16 protein-coding genes are annotated in these 15,922 nt (G+C 63.6%); 13 read left to right on the top strand and 3 right to left on the bottom strand.

The features are described from left to right. Positions 1-179 precede the first annotated feature (179 nt). Together ACYU03_RS07075 and ACYU03_RS07070 are read left to right on the top strand one after the other, a co-directional pair. Complete coding sequence (locus ACYU03_RS07075; protein WP_461889218.1) at positions 180-1,478, top strand: serine/threonine protein kinase; 1,299 nt, start codon at positions 180-182, stop codon at positions 1,476-1,478. A 73-nt stretch (positions 1,479-1,551) separates the two neighbouring features. Beyond that, a complete protein-coding gene (locus tag ACYU03_RS07070) occupies positions 1,552-2,286 on the top strand; it encodes an MlaA family lipoprotein (RefSeq protein WP_461891412.1) in 735 nt (244 codons plus the stop codon). Between the two features lie 9 nt (positions 2,287-2,295). Here the strand turns inward: ACYU03_RS07070 and ACYU03_RS07065 are convergent, their stop codons facing one another. Together ACYU03_RS07065 and ACYU03_RS07060 are read right to left on the bottom strand one after the other, a co-directional pair. Further along, the gene (locus ACYU03_RS07065) at positions 2,296-3,456 is read right to left on the bottom strand and encodes a patatin-like phospholipase family protein (protein ID WP_461889216.1); all 1,161 of its coding nucleotides are present in this window, start codon (positions 3,454-3,456) and stop codon (positions 2,296-2,298) included. Positions 3,457-3,586: 130 nt separating this feature from the next. Beyond that, entirely contained in the window at positions 3,587-4,522 is a 936-nt protein-coding gene (locus ACYU03_RS07060) for a lipid A biosynthesis lauroyl acyltransferase (protein WP_461889214.1), read from the bottom strand. Between the two features lie 111 nt (positions 4,523-4,633). Between ACYU03_RS07060 and minC the strand changes: the two genes are divergently transcribed. From minC to ACYU03_RS07025, 7 genes are all read left to right on the top strand, one after another. Further along, positions 4,634-5,392 carry a septum site-determining protein MinC gene (minC, locus tag ACYU03_RS07055; RefSeq protein WP_461889212.1) on the top strand — a complete coding sequence of 253 codons (759 nt, stop codon included), beginning with the start codon at positions 4,634-4,636 and terminating at the stop codon, positions 5,390-5,392. Positions 5,393-5,486: 94 nt separating this feature from the next. Then, entirely contained in the window at positions 5,487-6,299 is an 813-nt protein-coding gene (minD, locus tag ACYU03_RS07050; protein WP_045195453.1) for a septum site-determining protein MinD, read from the top strand. A 3-nt stretch (positions 6,300-6,302) separates the two neighbouring features. Next, positions 6,303-6,557, top strand: a complete 255-nt coding sequence (gene minE, locus ACYU03_RS07045) for a cell division topological specificity factor MinE (protein WP_461889209.1) — start codon at positions 6,303-6,305, stop codon at positions 6,555-6,557. 105 nt (positions 6,558-6,662) lie between these two features. Next, on the top strand, positions 6,663-7,298 hold the full coding sequence (locus ACYU03_RS07040) for an RluA family pseudouridine synthase (protein ID WP_461889207.1): 636 nt from the start codon (positions 6,663-6,665) through the stop codon (positions 7,296-7,298). Between the two features lie 127 nt (positions 7,299-7,425). Then, entirely contained in the window at positions 7,426-8,715 is a 1,290-nt protein-coding gene (locus tag ACYU03_RS07035) for a M18 family aminopeptidase (RefSeq protein WP_461889206.1), read from the top strand. 151 nt (positions 8,716-8,866) lie between these two features. Continuing rightward, positions 8,867-9,031 carry a hypothetical protein gene (locus tag ACYU03_RS07030; protein ID WP_461889204.1) on the top strand — a complete coding sequence of 55 codons (165 nt, stop codon included), beginning with the start codon at positions 8,867-8,869 and terminating at the stop codon, positions 9,029-9,031. 48 nt (positions 9,032-9,079) lie between these two features. Next, positions 9,080-11,233, top strand: a complete 2,154-nt coding sequence (locus ACYU03_RS07025; protein ID WP_461889202.1) for a mechanosensitive ion channel family protein — start codon at positions 9,080-9,082, stop codon at positions 11,231-11,233. 25 nt (positions 11,234-11,258) lie between these two features. Here ACYU03_RS07025 and ACYU03_RS07020 read toward each other — a convergent pair whose 3' ends face one another. Continuing rightward, positions 11,259-11,972 (bottom strand): UTRA domain-containing protein, encoded by a 714-nt coding sequence (locus ACYU03_RS07020; RefSeq protein ID WP_461889200.1) that lies wholly within the window; start codon positions 11,970-11,972, stop codon positions 11,259-11,261. 349 nt (positions 11,973-12,321) lie between these two features. Here ACYU03_RS07020 and ACYU03_RS07015 point away from each other — a divergent pair, with 349 nt between their 5' ends. The 4 genes from ACYU03_RS07015 to ACYU03_RS07000 all read left to right on the top strand — a co-directional run bounded on the left by ACYU03_RS07015 (position 12,322) and on the right by ACYU03_RS07000 (position 15,921). After that, a complete protein-coding gene (locus tag ACYU03_RS07015) occupies positions 12,322-13,386 on the top strand; it encodes an ABC transporter substrate-binding protein (protein WP_461889198.1) in 1,065 nt (354 codons plus the stop codon). Positions 13,387-13,494: 108 nt separating this feature from the next. Further along, complete coding sequence (locus ACYU03_RS07010) at positions 13,495-14,301, top strand: alkaline phosphatase family protein (protein ID WP_461889196.1); 807 nt, start codon at positions 13,495-13,497, stop codon at positions 14,299-14,301. A 5-nt stretch (positions 14,302-14,306) separates the two neighbouring features. Further along, entirely contained in the window at positions 14,307-15,137 is an 831-nt protein-coding gene (locus ACYU03_RS07005) for an ABC transporter permease (RefSeq protein ID WP_461891411.1), read from the top strand. Further along, positions 15,127-15,921, top strand: coding sequence for an ABC transporter permease (locus ACYU03_RS07000; protein ID WP_461889194.1), 795 nt, complete (start codon positions 15,127-15,129; stop codon positions 15,919-15,921). Before ACYU03_RS07005 ends, ACYU03_RS07000 begins: the two co-directional genes overlap by 11 nt. The last annotated feature ends 1 nt before the right edge of the window (position 15,922 follow it).

The raw sequence follows: 15,922 nt of genomic DNA, 5'->3' as shown, positions 1-15,922 counted from the left end.
CCTGCAAAAGCGCCAGGCTCGGCTATGTTCACTGGAACAATATCGGGCCAACGGTTGCCGCCTCGGTCACGGGCAGTGCAACATCTTGAGCGATAAATGCCTGGGCAGCAGGCAACTTGCCCGTTTGCCGGCGGTCCTAGCCTGCGTATCGTCTCTTGCTGCTGTTTTTTGGGGGTTTCATGCTTCGATCTTTGTGCCTCGCTGCCCTGTTCGGCGGCATGCTCCTGAGTGCGGCCGCCTCGGCGCAGGATATCGACGCCACCAGCTATGGCTATCCACTGACCAATCCGTTCGAAGCGACCATCGCGACCACCCCTCCAGACCTGCGCCCTACCCTGCCCCGGGATGAAGACATCACCCAGGCCGACTACAGCCTGAACCTGCGCCCGGACCGTGCGTTCACCCTGCCGGACAATTTCTGGCCGGTGAAGAAGCTCAGGTACCGCCTGGCCCGCCAGGACCACGAGGCGCCGCTGATCTTCCTCATCGCAGGCACCGGCGCGCCCTACAGCAGCAGCATCAACGAATACCTGAAAAAGCTGTTCTACCAGGCCGGTTTCCACGTGGTGCAGTTGTCATCGCCCACCAGTTACGACTTCATGAGCGCCGCCTCGCGCTTCGCCACCCCAGGCGTCAGCCGCGAAGATGCCGAGGATCTGTACCGCGTCATGCAGGCCGTGCGCGCCCAGCACCCGCGGCTGCCGATCAGCGAGTTCTACCTCACCGGCTACAGCCTCGGCGCCCTGGATGCCGCGTTCGTCAGCCACCTGGACGAAACCCGCCGCAGCTTCAACTTCAAGCGCGTGCTGCTGCTCAATCCACCGGTCAACCTCTACACCTCGATCACCAACCTGGACAAGATGGTGCAGACCGAGGTCAAGGGCATCGACAACAGCACCACCTTCTATGAACTGGTGCTGCACAAGCTGACCCTGTACTTCCAGCAGAAGGGCTACATCGACCTCAATGAAGCCCTGCTCTATGACTTCCAGAAGTCTCGTCAGCACTTGTCCAACGAGCAGATGGCCATGCTGATCGGCACCTCGTTCCGCTTCTCGGCAGCCGACATCGCGTTCACCTCCGACCTGATCAACCGCCGGGGCCTAATCACCCCGCCGAAGTACCCGATCACCGAAGGCAGCAGCCTCACGCCGTTCTTCAAGCGCGCCCTGCAATGCGACTTCGACTGCTACCTCACCGAGCAGGTGATCCCCATGTGGCGGGCCCGCACCGACGGCGGCAGCCTGTTGCAACTGGTCGACCAGGTCAGCCTCTACGCGCTCAAGGACTACCTGCAGCAGAGCCAGAAGATCGCCGTGATGCACAACGCCGACGACGTCATCCTCGGCCCCGGCGACATCGGTTTCCTGCGCCAGGTGTTCGGTGACCGCCTGACCCTTTATCCCCATGGCGGCCATTGCGGCAACCTCAACTACCGCGTCAACAGCGACGCCATGCTGGAGTTCTTCCGTGGTTAAGAAACTGCTGTTCGCCACTGCCCTGCTCGCCAGCGGCACTGTCCTTGCCGTGGAGACCGCACCACGGACCAGCGTGATCGAATCCGACGTGTTCGACACCCCGACGGTCGAGACTGACGGTTTCACCGACCCGCTGCGTGAACTGAAATTCAACCCCGGCCTGGACCAGCGCGAATTCGAACGCTCGACCCTGACCGCGCTGAATGTCTACGACCCGCTGGAGTCGATGAACCGGCGCATCTACCACTTCAACTACCGCTTCGACCAATGGGTGTTCCTGCCGGTCGTCGACGGTTACCGCTACGTCACCCCGCAGTTCCTGCGCACCGGAGTGAGCAACTTCTTCAACAACCTGGGTGACGTGCCCAACCTGTTCAACAGCCTGCTGCAGCTCAAGGGCAAGCGCTCGATGCAGATCACCGCACGGCTGATGTTCAACACCCTGCTCGGTGTGGGCGGGCTCTGGGACCCAGCGACCAAGATGGGCCTGCCAAGGCAGAGCGAGGATTTCGGCCAGACCTTGGGCTTCTACGGCGTGCCGGATGGGCCTTACCTGATGCTGCCGATTCTCGGCCCGTCGAACCTGCGCGACACCACCGGCCTGGTGGTGGACTACGTGGGCGAGCAAGAGGCCAACTATCTCAATGTCGCCGAGGTCAGCGATGACCACTTGGAAGTGTCCGCGCTGCGGGCGGTGGACAAGCGCTACACCACCAGCTTCCGCTATGGCCAGCTCAATTCGCCGTTCGAGTACGAGAAGGTGCGCTACGTCTACACCCAAGCGCGCAAGCTGCAGATCGCCGAGTAACGCGCCCGCTCAGGTGCCAGGCGCCAAGCCGAGGAACTGGCACAGCTCACGGCGCTTGGCCAGGGCATCGCTGCGGCCCAGCTCGATCAGCTCGCTGCAGTAACTGGCCTCGAACAGCAGGTAGCTGAGCACCCCGGCGCCACTGGTGCGAGTCGCCCCCGGCCCGCGCAGGAACAGGCGCAGGGCCATCGGCAGCTCGCGGCGGTGGCGCGCGGCGATTTCGTCCAGCGGCTGACTGGGCGCCACCACCAGCACCTCGATCGGCGCCAACCCCAGGCGTCGAGCATCCAGGTGGGCGGGCAGCAGATGGCTAAGGTGGTTCAAGCGCTGCAGCAGCTCGATGTCGTCTTCCAGGCTGTCGATAAAGGTGCTGTTGAGCATGTGCGCGCCGATCTGCGCCAGGCTCGGCTGCTGACCACTGAAGACTCGCTGGGTGGGCAATGGTGGTGCCGGGCGCTGGGGGTTGCCACTGACCCCGACCACCAGCACGCGGCTGGCCCCCAAGTGCAGAGCCGGGCTGATCGGCGCCGACTGGCGCACCGCGCCGTCGCCGAAGTACTCCTCGCCAAGCCTCACCGGAGCGAACAACAGGGGAATGGCCGAACTGGCCAGCAAGTGCTCGACACTCAGCGCCGAAGGCACGCCGATGCGCCGGTGGCGCAACCAAGGATCGATGGCGCTGCGTCCCTGGTAGAAGGTCACAGCCTGGCCAGACTCGTAGCCGAACGCGGTGACGGCAATGGCGTGCAACTGCTCCTGGGCAAGGGAGTGAGCGATGCCGTCCAAGTCCAGATGCGACAGCAGCAGGTCGCGCAAAGGACTGTTGTCGACCAGGGCCACCGGCACCTGGCCGCCCAGGCCAAGCAAGTTATGGCCGACGAAGCGGCTGGCCTGGCGGATCACCCCGGGCCAGTCGCTGCGCAGCACCAGATGGCTGCGCAAGTTCTGCCAGAACGCGGTCAGTCGCTGCACCGTCTCGCAGAAACGGGTAGCGCCGCTGGCCAGGGTCACCGCGTTGATGGCGCCAGCCGAGGTACCGACGATCACCGGGAAGGGATTGGCCGCGCCCGGCGGCAACAGCTCGGCTATGCCCGCCAGCACGCCGACCTGATAGGCGGCACGGGCGCCGCCGCCGGAAAGGATGAGGCCGGTGGTCGGCGATGGTGGCATGGATCCTCCTTGGTAGCCGCAGACCTGCCCACGATTGCGCCGGGTGTTCCGCAACCAGGGCATCAGGTCTTGCTGGTGTTGCAGTCGCGAGGTAGTAGTCCGCGTCGCCAGCAATAGCGGCAACCCGCGATCAGCGCTTCTTCTTGTCGTAAAGTTTCGGTGCTCCCGGCGGCCGCGACTTGAAGCGCCGGTGCGCCCACAGGTACTGCTCGGGGCATTCGCGCAAGGCGCTTTCTACCCACTGGTTGATGCGCAGGCAATCGGCCTCTTCGCTCTCCCCCGGGAAGTCCGCCAGCGGCGGGTGGATCACCAGGCGGTAACCGCTGCCATCGTCCAGGCGCCGCTGGGTGAAGGGAATCACCTGGGCACGGCCGAGACGGGCGAACTTGGTGGTGGCGGTGACCGTCGCCGCCGGAATGCCGAACAAGGGCACGAACAGGCTCTGCTTGGCGCCGTAGTCCTGGTCTGGCGCATACCAGATCGCACGCCCGCCACGCAGCAGTTTGAGCATGCCGCGCACGTCCTCGCGCTCCACGGCCAGTGAGTCGAGGTTATGCCGCTCGCGACCACGGCGCTGGATGAAGTCGAACAGCGGGTTGCCGTGCTCGCGGTACATACCGTCGATGGTATGGACCTGGCCGAGCAGCGCGGCACCGATCTCCAGGGTGGTGAAGTGCACGGCCATGAGAATGGCGCCCTGCCCTTCGCGTTGGGCCGCCTGCAGATGCTCCAGCCCTTCGATGTGGGCCAGGCGTGCCAACCTGGCTTTCGGCCACCACCAGCTCATGGCCATTTCGAAGAAGGCGATGCCGGTGGAAGCGAAGTTTTCCTTGAGCAAACGCTGCCGTTCGTCGCTCGGCAATTCAGGAAAGCACAGCTCCAGGTTGCGCGCGGCGATGCGCCGACGCTCGCCGGCGACCCGGTACATCAATGCACCCAGCACGCGGCCGAGCCACAGCAAGGCCCGGTACGGCAGCTGGACCACCAGCCACAGCAGGCCCAGGCCAAGCCATAGGCCCCAGAAACGTGGGTGCAGGAAATAGGGACGAAAACGCGGGCGATCCATTGAAGCTTCCGGAAAGACAAGGGCCGGGCATTCTACAACGGTTCGGCCCGGGTTGCGGCTAACGGACGTTATCGTTATAAGCTTGGGCACTTTTTTCGTTACAAGCCGTCTATGCAGACCATGAGCCTCAACCAGACACCCGACCCCGTACCCGTGTTCCAGCTCAAGGGCAGCATGCTTGCCATCACTGTGCTGGAACTGGCCCAAAACGACCTCGAAGCCCTCGACCGGCAACTGGCGGCGAAGGTGGCACAGGCCCCCAATTTCTTCAGCAACACCCCGCTGGTGCTGGCCCTGGACAAGCTTCCGGCCAACCAGGGCGCGGTCGACCTGCCGGGGCTGATGCGCGTCTGCCGCCACCACGGCCTGCGTACCCTGGCGATCCGTGCCAGCCGCATCGAAGACATCGCCGCCGCCATCGCCATCGACCTGCCGGTGCTGCCGCCCTCCGGGGCCCGCGAGCGCGCGCTGGAACCAGAGCCGGAGGTGAAGAAGCCAGAACCTGCACCAACTCCGCCCCCAGCCGCCACACCCGAGGTCAGGCCGACCCGCATCATCACCGCGCCAGTGCGCGGCGGCCAGCAGGTTTACGCCCAGGGCGGCGACCTGGTGGTGGTGTCTTCGGTCAGCCCCGGTGCGGAACTTCTCGCCGATGGCAACATCCATGTGTACGGAGCCATGCGCGGACGCGCCTTGGCCGGTATCAAGGGCAACACCAAAGCGCGGATCTTCTGCCAGCAGATGACCGCAGAAATGGTTTCGATCGCCGGGCAGTACAAGGTCTCCGAAGACTTGCGCCGCGATCCGCTGTGGGGGACCGGAGTCCAGGTCAGCCTGTCCGGTGACGTGTTGAACATCACCCGTCTTTAACGGATACTTGCCGCCATTTTCTGCGCAACTTATTTCGATGTTGCCGTTTTTGTATTTTGGGACTCGACGTCCTTTTCTTTAGGGGTGAAACACCTTGGCCAAGATTCTCGTGGTTACATCCGGCAAGGGTGGTGTGGGTAAGACCACCACCAGCGCCGCCATCGGTACCGGCCTCGCGCTGCGCGGCCACAAGACTGTCATCGTCGACTTCGACGTCGGCCTGCGTAACCTCGACCTGATCATGGGCTGCGAACGCCGCGTGGTGTACGACTTCGTCAACGTGGTCAATGGCGAAGCCAACCTGCAGCAGGCCCTGATCAAGGACAAGCGCCTTGAGAACCTCTACGTTCTGGCCGCCAGCCAGACCCGCGACAAGGACGCGCTGACCCAGGAAGGCGTTGAAAAGGTCCTGATGCAGCTCAAGGAAGATTTCGAATACGTGGTCTGCGACTCGCCGGCCGGTATCGAGAAGGGCGCGCACCTGGCCATGTACTTCGCCGACGAAGCGATCGTCGTGACCAACCCTGAAGTGTCGTCGGTACGTGACTCGGACCGCATGCTCGGCCTGCTGGCGAGCAAGTCGCGCCGCGCCGAGCGCAACGAAGACCCGATCAAAGAGCACCTGCTGATCACCCGCTACCATCCGGAGCGCGTGAGCCAGGGTGAGATGCTGGGCGTCGAAGACGTCAAGGAAATCCTCTCGGTCGCCCTGCTGGGCGTGATCCCCGAATCCCAAGCGGTGCTCAAGGCATCCAACCAGGGCGTGCCGGTGATCCTCGACGACCAAAGCGACGCTGGCCAGGCCTATAGCGATACCGTTGACCGCCTGCTGGGCAAAAATGTGGAACATCGGTTCCTTGATGTGAAGAAGAAGGGATTCTTCGAGCGCCTGTTTGGAGGCAACTAACCCATGAACCTTTTTGACTTCTTTCGTGCCCGCAAAAAAGTAAGTACCGCCTCGGTCGCGAAAGAGCGTCTACAGATCATCGTGGCGCACGAGCGCGGTCAGCGCAGTACCCCTGACTACCTGCCAGCCCTGCAGAAGGAACTGGTGGAAGTGATCCGCAAGTACGTCAACATCGGCAACGATGACGTGCATATCGAGCTGGAGAACCAGGGCAGTTGCTCGATTCTCGAGCTCAACATCACCCTGCCCGATCGCTGATTCAGCCACTCGGGTGACCCTGTGGGAGCGGGCTTGCCCGCGAGTGCGTGCTACGCATTCGCGGGCAAGCCCGCTCCCACAGTGCTTTGTAGAGAACCTGCAACAATGCCGCTGTCGAACATCCAGATCCTCCATGAGGATGCCGCCATCCTGGTGGTCAACAAGCCTACCTTGCTGCTGTCGGTGCCGGGCCGCGCCGAGGACAACAAGGACTGCCTGATCACCCGGCTGCAGGAAAACGGCTACCCCGATGCCCTGATCGTCCATCGCCTGGACTGGGAGACCTCGGGCATCATCCTGCTTGCCCGCGACGCTGACAGCCACCGCGAGCTGTCCCGGCAGTTCCACGACCGGGAGACCGAGAAAGCCTACACCGCCCTGTGCTGGGGACAGCCGGCGCTGGACAGCGGCAGCATCGACCTGCCGCTACGCTACGACCCGCCGACCAAGCCGCGCCACGTGGTCGACCATGAGCACGGCAAGCATGCCCTGACCTTCTGGCGCATCCTCGAACGCCGCGACGATCATTGCCGGGTCGAACTGACCCCGATCACCGGGCGCTCGCACCAATTGCGCGTGCACATGCTATCGATCGGCCACCCCTTGCTGGGCGACCGCCTGTACGCCAACCCCGAGGCCCTCGCGGCCCATGAGCGGCTGTGCCTGCATGCGAGCATGCTGGGCTTTACCCATCCGCTGACAGGCGAACGGTTGAAGTTCGAGTGCCCTGCACCTTTTTAAGCTGCAAACCTCAAGCGACAAGCTGCAAGAAAAAGCCAGGGCCGAGCGTGTTGGAGCTTGCTCCACCAACCGCTCTTGCTTGAAGCTTATAGCTTGCAGCTTGAAGCTCGAATTGTTGGAGTGATTTATGCGCGACGCCCTGAACCAAGGCCTGATCGATTTTCTCAAGGCTTCCCCCACGCCCTTCCATGCCTCCGCCAGCCTGGCCCAGCGCCTGGACGCGGCCGGCTACCAGCGCCTGGACGAGCGCGACAGCTGGGCCACTGTGCCCGGTGGCCGCTATTACCTGACGCGCAACGACTCCTCGATCATCGCCTTCAAGCTCGGCAAACTCTCGCCGCTGCTCGACGGTATCCGCCTGGTCGGTGCTCATACCGACAGCCCGTGCCTGCGGGTCAAGCCGCAGCCGGAGCTGCAACGCCATGGCTTCCTGCAACTGGGCGTGGAAGTGTACGGCGGCGCCCTGCTCGCGCCCTGGTTCGACCGCGACCTGTCGCTGGCCGGGCGGGTGACCTTCCGCCGCGATGGCAAGGTGGAAAGCCAGTTGGTGGACTTCAAACTGCCGATCGCCATCATTCCCAACCTGGCCATCCACCTCAACCGCACCGCCAACGAAGGCTGGGCGATCAACCCGCAGAACGAACTGCCACCGATCCTGGCCCAGGTCGCCGGTGACGAGCGCGTCGACTTCCGTGCCTTGCTCACCGAGCAACTGGCCCGCGAGCACGACCTCAACGCCGATGTGGTGCTGGACTACGAGTTGAGCTTCTACGACACCCAGGGCGCCGCTCTGGTCGGTCTGAACGGCGACTTCATCGCTGGCGCCCGCCTGGACAACCTGCTGTCTTGCTACGCCGGCCTGCAGGCCCTGCTGGCTGCCGACAGCGATGAGACCTGCGTGCTGGTGTGCAACGACCATGAGGAGGTCGGCTCCTGCTCGGCTTGCGGCGCCGACGGCCCGATGCTGGAACAGACGCTGCGCCGCCTGCTGCCTGACGGTGACGATTACGTGCGCACTGTCCAGCGCTCGCTGCTGGTGTCGGCCGACAATGCCCACGGCGTGCACCCCAACTATGCCGACAAGCACGACGGCAACCACGGCCCCAAGCTCAACGCCGGCCCGGTGATCAAGGTCAACAACAACCAACGCTACGCCACCAACAGCGAAACCGCCGGTTTCTTCCGCCACCTGTGCATGGCCGAGGAAGTGCCTGTGCAGAGTTTCGTGGTACGCAGCGACATGGGTTGTGGTTCGACCATCGGCCCGATCACCGCCAGCCACCTGGGCGTGCGCACCGTCGATATCGGCCTGCCGACCTTTGCCATGCACTCGATCCGCGAGCTGTGCGGCAGCCATGACCTGGCACACCTGGTAAAGGTGCTGACCGCGTTCTACCGCAGCCGCGACCTGCCTTGAGCATCGCGCAGGCGTAACGCTACACCTGCAGGGAGCGGGCAAGCCCGCTCCCGCAGAGACAACGCCAGTCTGGCCGTCCCCTGACCTCCATCAACCCAACCTGGGCCAATCGGGCCTATGCTGGAGGCATAACCACAGAAGGATCCTGTCCATGTCCGCTTTCAGCTCCATGTTCCTCCCCGTCATCGCCGGCCTGCTCCTGCTGACCATCGGCTTCAGCTTGCGCGACCGCAATATCGGCGTGCTGATGATGTGGATCGGCACCTTGGGCATGATAGGGCTGATGTGCTGGAAGATCCTTGAGAAACTCGCCTAAGAAATCCTCTACACTCGGTCAATCGTTTGACCTGAGGTAGATTTCCCGGTGCCTGCCCTCCTGCGTAGCCTTACCCTGCTGTTCCTCTTGCTGATCGTCATCCCGGTGCAGGCTGCTGGCCTGCCTGGCCTGCTGGGTTCGAGCAACCCACCCCAGGCAGAATCCACCGAGCCGCTGGGCAAGTCCCTCGACGAGGTGATCAAGACCCTGGAGAACGACCAGCAACGTACCAAATTGCTGACCGACCTGAAGAAGCTGCGCGACAGCACCCGGCAGGCGCAGCCCAGCCCCGAACAGGGCGTGTTGGGGCTGATCGGTGGCACCCTGCACAACTTGGAAAAGCAGTTCAGCGGCGATGCCAGCCCGTTCAAGCGCTGGTCTATGGAAATCGACCAGGCCCAGGATGAGCTGGTGGCGTTGGCGGTGCCGATACACCAATGGCCAGCGATCCTCTTCGGCTTCGCCGCGATCATCGCCCTGTGGAGCCTGCTGGCCTATGTCTTCAATTGGATAGGCCACCGGGTCCGCGTGCGCTTCGGCCTCACCGAAGACCTGCCACAGCACCCCAGGACCTGGGACCTTGTGCGCTTCGCCTTGCGCAAGCTCGGGCCCTGGCTGGTGGCGCTGGTGATCACCTTGTACCTGAGCTTTGCCCTGCCCTCGTCGCTGGGCAAGTCCATGGCGATGGTGCTGGCCTATGCGCTGGTGGTGGGCACCTGCTTCTCGGCGATCTGCGTGATCGCCTTCTCGCTGCTCGATGGCCCGCACCGCCACCGCGCCCTGTACATCCTGCGCCACCAGGCATTCCGCCCGCTATGGCTGATCGGCAGCTTCGCCGCCTTCGGCGAGGCAATGAACGATCCACGCCTGACCAGCGCCCTGGGCATCCACCTGGCCCATTCCCTGGCAACCCTGGCCAACGTGCTGGCCGCCCTGTCCACCGGCCTGTTCATCCTGCGCTTTCGCCGGCCGATCGCTCACCTGATCCGCAACCAGCCCCTGTCCCGGCGTCTGACCCGCCGCGCTCTGAGCGACACCCTCTCGATCCTTGGCAGCTTCTGGTTCGTACCGGCACTGGTTCTGGTGGGTATCTCGTTGTTCGCCACCTTCATCTCCGCCGGCGACACCAGCACCGCCTTGCGCCAGTCGCTGATGTGCACCGTGCTGGTAGTGATCTGCATGGTGCTCAACGGCCTGGTCCGCCGCCATGCTCTCAAGCCGCACAGCAGCCGACGCCAGGCGGTGTATGCCGAACGCTTGCGCAACTTCGGCTACACCCTGGTGCACCTGTTCATCTGGCTGGTGTTCATCGAACTGGGCCTGCGCGTCTGGGGCATGTCGCTGATCACCTTCGCCGAGGGCGACGGGCATGACGTGAGCCTGCGCCTGCTGGGCCTGGCCGGCACCCTGATCGCCGCCTGGCTGGTGTGGATCCTGGCCGATACCGCCGTGCACCACGCCCTGGTGGGATCGCGCCGGGGCCTGGCCAACACCCGCGCACAGACCATGATGCCGCTGATCCGCAACGTGATGTTCGTGGCCATCTTCATCATCGCGGTGATCGTCGCCCTGGCCAACATGGGCATGAACGTCACACCACTGCTCGCCGGTGCCGGTGTCATCGGCCTGGCCATCGGCTTCGGCGCCCAGTCGCTGGTAGCCGACCTGATCACCGGCCTGTTCATCATCATCGAGGACTCCCTGGCCATCGACGACTATGTCGATGTCGGCGGCCACCTGGGCACCGTCGAAGGCCTGACCATTCGCACCGTGCGCCTACGCGACATCGACGGCATCGTTCATACCATCCCGTTCAGCGAGATCAAGAGCATCAAGAACTACTCTCGCGAGTTCGGCTACGCGATCTTCCGCGTCGCCATCCCCTACAACATGAACATCGACCAAGCCATCAGCCTGATCCGCGAGGTCGGGCAGAAGCTGCGCAATGACCCATTGATGCGCCGCAACATCTGGTCGCCGCTGGAGCTGCAAGGGGTGGAAAGCTTCGAGTCCGGCTCGGCGATCTTGCGGGCACGCTTCAAGACCGCGCCGATCAAGCAATGGGAAGTGTCGCGGGCCTTCAACCTGGCGCTCAAGCGTCAGCTCGACGAGGCGGGGCTGGACCTGGCTACGCCGCGCTTGTCGGTGCAAATGGTTACTGCCACGGGCAGCAGCCAGGAGCAAGAAATTCAGGCCAACTAAGGCTGCGCCCCAACAACCGCAGCCCTTAGCCTGCCTCGGCACGAATGCGGATCGCATCATGCCGCCAGTACTCCAGGTCGCAGTCGATCAAACGGCCGTGCTGGTCGCTGTTGACCCGGGTGATGTGCAAACCAGGGCTGCCCGGTGACATTTTCAAGGCCATCGCCGCCGCGCCGGGCAAGGCCGTGGGCAGGATCTCGAAGCGCACCCGCCCGTACTCGATGCCGTAATGACGGGCGTAGGTCTCGGTCAATGATTGGCTCAGGTCCTGCTCGAGGATGCCTGGGAAGTACAGCGGATTGAGATAGTGCTCGGCATAAAGCACCGCCCGCCCATCGATGCGCCGCACACGGCAGATCTGGATCACGCTGGACAAGGCCGGCAGTTGCAGCCGCGAGCAGATCGCCGCTGGCGCCGGCTGCAATCGCGCCGACAGCAACTCAGTGCCCGGCAGGCGCCCCTGGGCACGGACCATGGCATGAAAGTGGCTGCGCTCGTTGAGGTCGTAGGTCAGCCGCTGCTTGGCGACGAACCAGCCCCGCCGCTCCTCGCGGTAGATCAGGCCCTGGGCTTCCAGTTGCACCAACGCCTCGCGCAGGGTGATGCGGGTGGTGTCGAACACCTCGCTGAGCTTGCGCTCGGCCGGCAGCTTACCGCCCGGGGCGAGCAAACCGTGTTCGATCTGCTCCTGCAAGGCTTGGCAGATGGCTGTTACTGCACGCGTCGGCAGTGCTTGCATCAAGGGTTACCTTTCTGGACTAGTCCAGCCCCAGGATCGGGCACGCCAAGACGCACCCTCCAAGGCTTGGAGAATAGTGCAAGCCTAGGCAGGCCTGATGACCATCCGATGACAAACTCTACTGCCAGCACCGCTGAACGCCCGGATAAGGCCTTGCGGATCAGTAACTTGAAACTGGTCTACGCTGTAATTCCAGGTTCAGCGCCAGCCTTGGGCAGGTCCGCCGGTACATCAAACTGTCACGCAACCGGCCTACCTTGGCTCAGGTATTGCTGACCTAGACCAAACCGCTCGTAAGCAAGGTCCTCTCCACAACAACGATTTGCAAGGCACCTCAAAGGAGCTTCGGATGAAAAAGTTCTTCATGGCGTCACTGCTGGGCTCGGCCATCGCCCTGTGCACCTCGGCCATGGCCGCGGACACTGACCTCGCGGCCCTGGAAGACGCCGCCCGCAAGGAAGGCGTGGTCAACAGCGTGGGCATGCCCGACGCCTGGGCCAACTGGAAAGGCACCTGGGCCGATCTGGCCAGCAAGTACGGCCTCAAGCACAGCGACACCGACATGAGCTCGGCCCAGGAAGTGGCCAAGTTCGACGCCGAGAAGGACAACGCCAGCGCCGACATCGGTGACGTCGGTGCCGCCTTCGGCCCCATCGCCGTGGCCAAGGGTGTGACCCAGCCCTACAAGCCGAGCACCTGGGACCAGATCCCGGCCTGGGCCAAGGACGAGGATGGCCATTGGGCCCTGGCCTATACCGGGACCATCGCCTTCATCATCAACAAGGACCTGGTCAAGGAAGACGAACGGCCCAAGACCTGGCATGACCTGGAAAAAGGCAAGTACAAGGTCGCCGTCGGTGACGTCGGCACCGCGGCCCAGGCCGCCAACGGCGTCCTCGCCGCGGCCATCGCCTACAAGGGCGACGAGAAGAACATCGAGCCGGGCCTGCAACTGTTCACCAAGCTGGCCCAGCAGAAGCGCCTGTCACTGGCCAACCCGACCATCCAGACCTTGGAGAAGGGCGAAGTGGAAGTCGGCGTGGTCTGGGACTTCAACGGCCTGAGCTACCGCGAGCAGATCGACCCCAATCGCTTTGAAGTGCTGATCCCGAGCGATGGCTCGGTAATCTCCGGCTACACCACTATCATCAACAAATACGCCAAGCACCCCAACGCGGCCAAGCTGACCCGCGAGTACATCTTCAGCGATGCTGGCCAGACCAACCTGGCCATCGGCCACGCCCGACCGATCCGCGCCGAACACCTGAAGCTGCCCGCCGACGTCCAGGCCAAGCTGCTGCCCAACGAACAGTACCAGGCAGCCCAGCCGATCAAGGATGCAGCAGCCTGGGAAGCGACATCCAAGACCCTGCCGCAAAAGTGGCAGGAACAGGTGATCATCGAGATGGAATAAAGCAACAGCAAGCTTCAAGCCTCAAGAGAAAGCAGATCGGCGTACGGCAGGCTTTTTCTTGCAGCTTGGAGCTTGCCGCTTGGGCTCAGCCCTGGTCTGGAGCACTAAATGAACCACAACGTCATCCTGGTCCTGCTCGACGGTCTCAACCATCAGGTGGCCCATCACGCCATGGGCCACCTGCATGCCTACGTCGAGGCCGACCGCGCGGCCCTCTACCGCCTCGAATGCGAACTGCCGGCGCTGTCGAGGCCGCTGTACGAATGCATCCTCACCGGCGTGGCACCGATCGACAGCGGCATCGTCCACAACAATGTCAACCGCCTGTCCAACCAACGCAGCATCTTCCACTATGCCCGTGAGGCCGGGTTGGGTACTGCGGCGGCGGCATACCACTGGATCAGCGAACTGTATAACCGCTCTCCCTTCGACCCTCTGCGCGACCGCCATACCCACGCGCCGAAACTGCCGATCCAGCACGGCCTGTTCTACTACGCCGACCACTACCCCGATTCGCACCTGTTGGCCGATGCCGAATACCTGCGCCGGCGCCATGCGCCGAACTTCCTCCTGGTGCACCCGATGAACATCGACGACGCCGGCCACCGCCATGGTCTGGACAGCAGCCAGTACCGCAACAGCGCGCGCAGCGCCGACATCCTTCTGGCCGACTACCTGCCCACCTGGCTGGAAGAGGGTTACCAGGTGCTGGTAACCGCCGACCACGGCATGAACAACGACCGCTCGCACAACGGCCTGTTGGCCGAGGAGCGGGAAGTGCCGCTGTTCGTCTTCGGCGAGGCCTTCAGCCTGGACCCGGCGGCCAAGCCATTGCAGACCGAGCTGTGTGGCACCGTCTGCGAGTTGCTGGGCGTCCCCCATGACAAGCCGGTGTGCCGGGAGCTGCTCAAGTGAGTTCAATCAAACGCGGCCGCCACCTGGCCCTGCTCTGCCTGCTGCCTTTCGCCCTGTTCTTCATTATCTTCCAGATCGCGCCACTGGCCTGGGTGGCGATCCATAGCCTGCAGAGCGAGAGCGGCTGGGGCCTGGACAACTTCGGCCGGATCTTCGCCTCGAAATTCCACCGCCAGGCAATCCAGCACAGCCTGGAGATCAGCTTCTGGTCGAGCCTGTTCGGCATCCTCATCGCGGTGCTCGGCGCCTATTCGCTGCACCGGGTCGATTCGCGCCTGCGCGACTTCGTCAATGCCTTCGCCAACATGACCAGCAACTTCAGCGGCGTGCCACTGGCCTTCGCCTTCATCATCCTGCTCGGTTTCAACGGTGCCCTGACCCTGCTGCTCAAGCAGATCGGGCTGATCGAGGACTTCAACCTCTACTCCAAGACCGGTCTGATCCTGGTCTACACCTACTTCCAGATCCCCCTGGGCGTGCTGCTGCTCTACCCGGCCTTCGACGCGCTGCGCGAGGACTGGCGCGAGTCCGCCGCGCTGCTGGGCGCCAACGGCTGGCAATACTGGCGGCTCATCGGCCTGCCGGTGCTGACCCCAGCGCTGCTGGGCACCTTCGTCATCCTCCTGGCCAACGCCCTGGGCGCCTATGCCACGGTCTATGCCCTGACCACCGGCAACTTCAACGTGCTGCCCATCCGCATCGCCGCGCTGGTGGCCGGAGACATCACCCTCGCCCCCAACCTGGCCAGCGCCCTGGCGATGCTGCTGGTGGGCCTGATGACCCTGGTGACCGTGGTCCATCAATGGCTGTTGCGAAGGAGCTACCATGCGCGCTGAAGCCGGCAAGAACAGCCTCTACCACCGCCTGGTGGTCTACACCCTGTTCCTCATTCTGCTGCTGCCGCTGGCCGGCACCCTGCTCTACTCCCTGGCCACCAGTTGGTCGGCGAGCTTGTTGCCCAGCGGCCTGACCTTCAAGTGGTACCTGGCGCTGTGGAGCGATGCGCGCTTCCTGACCGCCTTCGGCCAATCATTGCTGGTGTGCTTTGGCGCCCTGCTGCTGTCGGTGCTGCTGATCCTGCCGCTGCTGTTCGTGGTGCATTACCACTTCCCCCGGCTCGACGCGCTGATGAACATCCTCATCCTGCTGCCCTTCGCCGTGCCGCCGGTGGTGTCGTCGGTGGGCCTGCTGCAGTTGTACGGCAGCGGCCCGATGGCCATGGTCGGCACGCCGTGGATCCTGATCGGCTGCTATTTCACCATCGCCCTGCCCTTCATGTACCGGGCGATCACCAACAACCTGCAAGCCATCAACCTGCGCGACCTGATGGACGCCGCCCAGTTGCTCGGCGCCAGCACCTTGCAGGCGGCCTTCCTGGTGGTGCTGCCGAACCTGCGCAAAGGCCTGCTGGTAGCCCTGCTGCTGTCGTTCTCGTTCCTGTTCGGTGAGTTCGTCTTCGCCAACTTGCTGGTCGGCACCCGCTACGAAACCCTGCAGGTATACCTGAACAACATGCGCAACAGCAGCGGCCACTTCAACAGCGCGCTGGTCATCTCCTACTTCCTCTTCGTGCTGGTGCTGACCTGGGTCGCCAACCGCCTGAACAAGGACAAGTCCTGAT

The sequence above is a fragment of the Pseudomonas sp. X10 genome, assembly GCF_054889225.1.
This window is presented reverse-complemented; position numbering and strand designations above follow the sequence as displayed.

Bases quoted from the DNA above. Each gene is read 5' to 3' on its own strand.
- ACYU03_RS07075 (WP_461889218.1), top strand. From the start codon at position 180: ATGCTTCGATCTTTGTGCCTCGCTGCCCTGTTCGGCGGCATGCTCCTG.
- ACYU03_RS07065 (WP_461889216.1), bottom strand. From the start codon at position 3,456: ATGCCACCATCGCCGACCACCGGCCTCATCCTTTCCGGCGGCGGCGCC.
- ACYU03_RS07060 (WP_461889214.1), bottom strand. From the start codon at position 4,522: ATGGATCGCCCGCGTTTTCGTCCCTATTTCCTGCACCCACGTTTCTGG.
- minC (WP_461889212.1), top strand. From the start codon at position 4,634: ATGCAGACCATGAGCCTCAACCAGACACCCGACCCCGTACCCGTGTTC.
- minE (WP_461889209.1), top strand. From the start codon at position 6,303: ATGAACCTTTTTGACTTCTTTCGTGCCCGCAAAAAAGTAAGTACCGCC.
- ACYU03_RS07040 (WP_461889207.1), top strand. From the start codon at position 6,663: ATGCCGCTGTCGAACATCCAGATCCTCCATGAGGATGCCGCCATCCTG.
- ACYU03_RS07035 (WP_461889206.1), top strand. From the start codon at position 7,426: ATGCGCGACGCCCTGAACCAAGGCCTGATCGATTTTCTCAAGGCTTCC.
- ACYU03_RS07030 (WP_461889204.1), top strand. From the start codon at position 8,867: ATGTCCGCTTTCAGCTCCATGTTCCTCCCCGTCATCGCCGGCCTGCTC.
- ACYU03_RS07020 (WP_461889200.1), bottom strand. From the start codon at position 11,972: ATGCAAGCACTGCCGACGCGTGCAGTAACAGCCATCTGCCAAGCCTTG.
- ACYU03_RS07015 (WP_461889198.1), top strand. From the start codon at position 12,322: ATGAAAAAGTTCTTCATGGCGTCACTGCTGGGCTCGGCCATCGCCCTG.
- ACYU03_RS07010 (WP_461889196.1), top strand. From the start codon at position 13,495: ATGAACCACAACGTCATCCTGGTCCTGCTCGACGGTCTCAACCATCAG.
- ACYU03_RS07000 (WP_461889194.1), top strand. From the start codon at position 15,127: ATGCGCGCTGAAGCCGGCAAGAACAGCCTCTACCACCGCCTGGTGGTC.